The organism is Pseudomonas sp. KB_15 (genome assembly GCF_052114525.1).
In the GTDB taxonomy this organism is placed as follows: domain Bacteria; phylum Pseudomonadota; class Gammaproteobacteria; order Pseudomonadales; family Pseudomonadaceae; genus Aquipseudomonas.
In genome coordinates this window covers 1-5,893 of sequence record NZ_JBFREX010000088.1, presented here as the reverse complement: position 1 = coordinate 5,893, position 5,893 = coordinate 1, and the positions used below count along the sequence as shown (strand labels likewise).

Sequence of the window (5,893 nt, the reverse complement as noted above, 5' to 3'; positions counted from 1 at the left end):
GCCTGACGTACCGCAATGACTGATTTTACGACTGCTTCGCAGCCGAACGCAGCCTCGCGGGCTCGGCAGCTGCTACAAAATCACTTCAAAGCCTGAAATGCCCCACCATCCCCTTCAGTTCAACCCCCAGTTGCGCCAGCTCGATACTGGACGCTGCATTGCCCTGCATTGCCAGCGATGACTGATCGGCACTGGCGCGAATACTGGTGACACTGCGGTTGATCTCTTCGGCCACCGAGCTCTGTTCCTCGGCTGCCGCAGCGATCTGCTGGTTCATCTGCTGGATCAACGATACCGCCGCGGCAATACTGCCCAGCGCACTCTCGGTCTGCAAGGCGTCGCTGACTGCCAGTTTCACCAACTCGCCACTGCTCTGGATCTGCTGCACCGACGACTGCGCCGCCGAACGCAAAGCGCTGACCAGGCGTTCGATTTCCTCGGTCGATTGCTGGGTTCGCTTGGCCAATGCACGCACTTCATCGGCCACCACGGCAAAGCCCCTGCCCTGCTCGCCAGCCCGGGCGGCCTCGATCGCCGCGTTCAACGCCAGCAGGTTGGTCTGCTCCGCCACGCTTTTGATCACACTCAAGACTGTGCCGATGTTCTGGATTTCCGCACTCAGGCTTTCGATGCTCGAACTGGCGGAAGTCGCCGAATCCGCCAACTGCTCGATTCGCGCCATGCTCTGGCGCACCACCTGCTGACCGCTTTCAACCTTGCCGTCAGCCGTTTGCGCAGCCAAGGCTGCTTCCTCGGCGTTACGCGCGACATCATGCACCGTGGCCGTCATCTGATTCATTGCGGTGGCGACCTGCTCGGTTTCCTCTTTCTGCGTGCTGACTTCGAGGTTGGTCTGCTCAGTCACCGCCGACAGCGATTGGGCGGAAGTCGCCAACTGTTCGATACCCGACTGCAAGCCGCTGACTATTTGGCTGAGCCCCGCCCCCATTTGCTGCATTGCCTGCATTAACTGACCGATTTCGTCACGGCGGGTCACGTCAATGGTCGCACTCAAATCCCCTGAGGCAATCTGCTGCGCCACATCAATCACACTGCGCAGCGGTGCCACGATCAACCGGGTGATGAACCACGCGGCAACCAGCCCAACCAGCAAGGCCAGGGCGGAAGAGCCGATGATCAGCAGCGAGTTCTTTTTCAGTTCAGCCTGCATCGCCTGGTCTTGCGCGACATAAGCCTGATCCACCCGCTCGACCACTTGGGCTGCGCGCTGATGCAATTGTTGATAGACGGTTTTTTCCTGTTCCAGCAGGCCGGTGTACTCGGCGAGCTTGTCACTGAAACTGGCGATATGGCCCATCACCTCATTGAGGACAGTCTGGTAACCCTCATCCTTGACTGTGGTCTTGAGTTGCTCGGCCTGGGCCAATGCCTGGCTGGACTGTTCGATCTTGCCCTGCCCGGCGCTGTCGTCGCCTTTGCGGCTTTGATCCAGACGCACGCGTGCTTCATTCATGGCTTGCAGCATCAAGCGTGAAACCTGGCTGACCTGACTGGCCTGTTCGATGAATTGCGCACCGTCCTTGCCTTCGGAGTCTTTCAGGGTATAAGCCCCGTCATCGGCGAGCCCGGACTGCAATACGTCAAGATTATTGGCCACGCTGGACACCGACCAACTGGCCATTTCCAGCGCCAGGTCCTTGGCCTGGGTGAGCGAGACAAACTCGTCGAAGGCCTTGCGATAGGCCCCCAAAGACTGTTCGACATCATTCATCACCGGCACGTTGGCCGCAGACGCGGCCTTCAGCTGGCCGGCCAGGGCGATCAGGCCATCGACGCCCTCGTGCAGGGCATCGACGGTTTTCGGATTGCCATGCAATGCGTATTCCTGCTCCAGCAGCCGCACCTTGAGCAAACCGCTGTTGAGCGATGACATTTGCTTGAGCCCGTCGAAGCGCTGGCTGATCGTTTGCAGGGACCAAACGCCAATGCCCGCCACCAGCGCAGTCAACAACAGCACCAGGACAAACCCGATACCCAGTTTTTTCGCCATACCGAGGTTGGCAAAACGTCCTTGCACGGCYGAAATCATTGCACTTAGTCCCCTGCCAAAGTCTGTAGACGCAGATTCGCAACGGGCCAGTAGCAACACAAGGCTCTGGCGCCGCAATAATGGCAAAAAGCTACGCCAACGTCGTTTTCAGAACGCTTGAGGTCGATCCCGGGCAGTGGCCTGAAAGAACGCACGGGCACGCGGATCGCAGGCATAGGCCACGTTGATACGCTGCCAGTCATTGGCCTCACCCGAGGGATTGAAGGCGGTCTTCGATGACAGCAGCACACCCAGACGCCGTGCCTGAGTCCGCACCTGATCGTAGTCGGACATTCGTGATCGAGCCCAGATGAACAGGCCTCCCGCCGGTTTGCCGAAAACCTCCCACTCGGCATCTTCGAGCAATTGCAACACCGCCAGCCGGTCGCTGTTCAAGCGTTGGCGCTGACGCTGCACCAGTTTGCCGTAGGCACCGTTAGCCAACAGGCACGCCAGCACCGACTCGCAAAATTGTGAGGCGCCCATGCCAGTGATCATCTTGACCTCGGCCAGACGCGTAATGACTTCGGAACCGGCCACCACGAAACCAACCCGCAAGGAACTGCTGAGTGTCTTGGAATAGCTGCCCACGTAGATCACGCTGTCGTCCAGCGCAGCCAGTCGCGTACCGGAACCGCTATGCAAATCCGTATAAACGTCGTCTTCGATCACCTGCACGCCAAAGGTCCTGGCCAGCTGCAGCACGCGGCGCGCCACCGCCGGTGCAAGACTGCTGCCGGTCGGGTTGTGATAGAAGCTATTGATGACCAGCCCTTGGGGCCGGTGTTTGACCAGCACCGATTCGAGCACGTCCACGTCCGGCCCGCGCGGTGTTCGCGGCACCTCGACCATGTGAATGCCGTGCAGCCTGAGCAGATCGAACAGCACCGGATAACCGGGACTTTCCACGACCACACAGTCACCGGCCTTGAACAGTGTCCGCACGATCAGGTCGAGCCCCTGACTGGCACCCGCCGTGGTCATGATCCGGTTGTCCTGCACCCGGATATCCAGTTGCCTGAGGCGCTTGAGGATCTGTTGTCGCAAGGCCGGCAAACCCAGCGGCGTGCTGTAGTTGAACAGGCTGGCCGTATCGGTACGACTGACTTGCCGAATCGCGTAAATCAGATCGTCCGTCTCGCGCCAGCTTTCGGGCAGCCCGCCACAACCCAGCCTCAACTCACTCGAACAGGGCCCGTGCTCGGGCGCAGCCCCCTCGAACCACGCCGGCTCGTGCTTTGCACCCGCGGCCAATGCCGGGTTGGCGACCGCATAGCCCGCCCCATGACGTGACACCAGCATCCCCTGCGTGACCAGGCGTTCGCAGGCCTGGGTGACGCTTGACTGACTGAGCAAATTGATCCGCGCGATCTGTCGCACCGAAGGCAGGCGCGTACCGGGCGATGCCCCGCTGGAATGAAGCCAGCAGGTCAGCGCGTCAACAATTTGCTGTACGACGGGCACCAGCGCCTGTCGGTCGATTCTCAAYTCCATGAGCAAGCAAACTCCTGTTGATTTTGCGGGAAGCAGTTAATCACAGGAGTGTTCGAAGGCATGTGCGACAACGCCGCCAAAAACATTCGATCTAATTATTTGAAACACATTGCCCGGTCTCTTTGTGCAACCAAAAAACCTGTGGGAGCGGGCTTGCTCGCGAATGCGGTGTGTCAGCCGATATTAATTTCGACTGATACGCCCTCTTCGCGAGCAAGTCGGATCGCCGCACCGCCGCTCCCACAGGTTCCGCATGTATTCGGTATCGGTGCGTCGTTTTAAAACGCGGTAACACCACCGTCCACGGCCAATGAATGCCCTGTGGTGAACGCCGCGCCATCGCTGCACAGGTACAGCACCGCGCTGGCGATCTCTTCGACCTTGCCAATGCGACCGACCGGATGCATGGCGTTGGCGAACTCGCCTTTTTTCGGGTCGGCTTCATAAGCGCGGCGGAACATATCCGTGTCGATCACCGCCGGGCACACGGCGTTAACCCGGATCTTTTTCTTGGCGTACTCAATGGCCGCCGACTTGGTCAGGCCGATCACCGCATGTTTAGAGGCTGCGTAGATGCTCATCTTCGGCGCTGCCCCAAGGCCGGCCACCGATGCGGTATTGACGATCGCGCCGCCCCCTTGCGCCAGCAGCAGCGGCAACTGGTATTTCATGCACAGCCAGACGCCTTTGACGTTGACGCCCATGATCGCGTCGAACTCGTCGAGCGTACCTTCGGCCAGCTTGCCTTTCTCGATTTCGATGCCGGCATTGTTGAAGGCATAGTCAAGGCGACCGTAAGTGTTGATCACCTCATCCATCAGATTTTTTACATCACTTTCCAGGGTAACGTTGCAGCGCACGAAGGTCGCTTCGCCACCGGCCGTACGAATCAGCGCCACCGTGCCCTCGCCGCCCGCCGTGTCCATATCGGCCACCACTACCTTCAGGCCTTCAGCGGCAAATGCCTGGGCGGTCGCACGGCCAATACCGGCCGCCCCGCCTGTCACCACAACCACCTGGCCGGAAAACGTCATGCTCATTGTTATGTCCTCGAAGAGAAGAAAGCGGGGAATCGCGCAGGACCAGTCTAGCCATGGAGGCCATGAACACGGCAGCACTATCAAGACTCCGGTTGGGTGCCCATGAGTTGCAGTGATGGAACTGCCGTACCAACTATCACTGCACTGGATCAACCTGCATTCGCCGCATCAGCCGAACTTGCGGCATCGTCGCTGACCGGCTATCAACAAAGCTTCATTCATCTTGAGTGCCTGCCATGACCTCCCAGACCAATCGCCAATTCCTGCTCGCCAAACGTCCGGTTGGCGCAGCGACCCGCGAGACATTCACTTATCAGCAAGTGCCGGTCGGCGAACCGGCTGCGGGTCAGATCCTGGTCAAAAACGAATACCTGTCCCTGGATCCGGCCATGCGCGGCTGGATGAACGAAGGCAAGTCCTACATCCCCCCGGTCGGGCTCGGCGAAGTCATGCGCGCCTTGGGGGTGGGCAAAGTCATTGCGTCGAACAACCCGGGGTTCGCGATCGGGGATTACGTCAACGGCGCCCTGGGCGTGCAGGATTTCTTCCTCGGCGAGCCGCGAGGCTTCTACAAGGTCGATCCGAAACTGGCACCGTTGCCACGTTACTTGTCGGCACTGGGCATGACCGGGATGACGGCGTACTTCGCCCTGCTCGACGTCGGCGCTCCAAAGGCCGGTGACACCGTGGTGCTGTCGGGCGCAGCCGGCGCCGTGGGCAGCATTGCCGGGCAGATCGCCAAGATCAAAGGGTGCCGGGTGGTTGGCATCGCTGGCGGCGCCGACAAGTGCAGGTTCCTGATCGATGAACTGGGTTTCGACGGTGCTATCGACTACAAGAGCGAAGACGTCCTCGCCGGCCTCAAGCGCGAGTGCCCGAAAGGTGTCGACGTGTATTTCGATAACGTGGGTGGCGACATTCTCGACGCGGTGTTGAGCCGCCTGAACTTTAAGGCGCGGGTGGTGATTTGCGGTGCCATCAGCCAGTACAACAACAAGGAAGCGGTCAAGGGGCCGGCCAACTATCTGTCGCTGCTGGTCAACCGCGCACGCATGGAAGGTTTTGTGGTGATGGACTACGCCGCCCAATACGCCAGCGCAGCCCAGGAAATGGCCGGCTGGATGGCCAAGGGGCAGCTCAAGAGCAAGGAAGACATCGTCGAAGGACTGGAGACTTTCCCGGAGACGCTGATGAAATTGTTCAACGGCGAGAATTTCGGGAAGTTGGTGTTGAAGGTTTGACCCGAAATGTGAAATAACCCCAAAACCAATGTGGGAGCGGGCTTGCTCGCGAAGAGGGTGTATCAGTC

4 protein-coding genes and 1 pseudogene are annotated in these 5,893 nt (G+C 59.7%); 1 reads left to right on the top strand and 4 read right to left on the bottom strand.

Going from position 1 to position 5,893, the window contains the following annotated elements; translation table 11 throughout:
* Window positions 1-85 precede the first annotated feature (85 nt).
* From AB4Z35_RS29645 to AB4Z35_RS29630, 4 genes and pseudogenes are all read right to left on the bottom strand, one after another.
* Window positions 86-949, bottom strand: coding sequence for a methyl-accepting chemotaxis protein (locus tag AB4Z35_RS29645; RefSeq protein ID WP_442101109.1), 864 nt, complete (start codon window positions 947-949; stop codon window positions 86-88).
* Window positions 944-1,171 (bottom strand): annotated as a pseudogene (locus AB4Z35_RS29640) (HAMP domain-containing protein); the annotation flags it as partial. The gene AB4Z35_RS29645 and the pseudogene AB4Z35_RS29640, both read right to left, overlap by 6 nt.
* 987 nt (window positions 1,172-2,158) lie before the next feature.
* The gene (locus tag AB4Z35_RS29635; protein ID WP_442101108.1) at window positions 2,159-3,544 is read right to left on the bottom strand and encodes an aminotransferase-like domain-containing protein; all 1,386 of its coding nucleotides are present in this window, start codon (window positions 3,542-3,544) and stop codon (window positions 2,159-2,161) included.
* Between the two features lie 278 nt (window positions 3,545-3,822).
* Entirely contained in the window at window positions 3,823-4,584 is a 762-nt protein-coding gene (locus AB4Z35_RS29630; RefSeq protein WP_008003267.1) for an SDR family oxidoreductase, read from the bottom strand.
* Between the two features lie 236 nt (window positions 4,585-4,820).
* Between AB4Z35_RS29630 and AB4Z35_RS29625 the strand changes: the two genes are divergently transcribed.
* Complete coding sequence (locus AB4Z35_RS29625; protein ID WP_442101107.1) at window positions 4,821-5,825, top strand: NADP-dependent oxidoreductase; 1,005 nt, start codon at window positions 4,821-4,823, stop codon at window positions 5,823-5,825.
* Window positions 5,826-5,893: the final 68 nt, after the last annotated feature.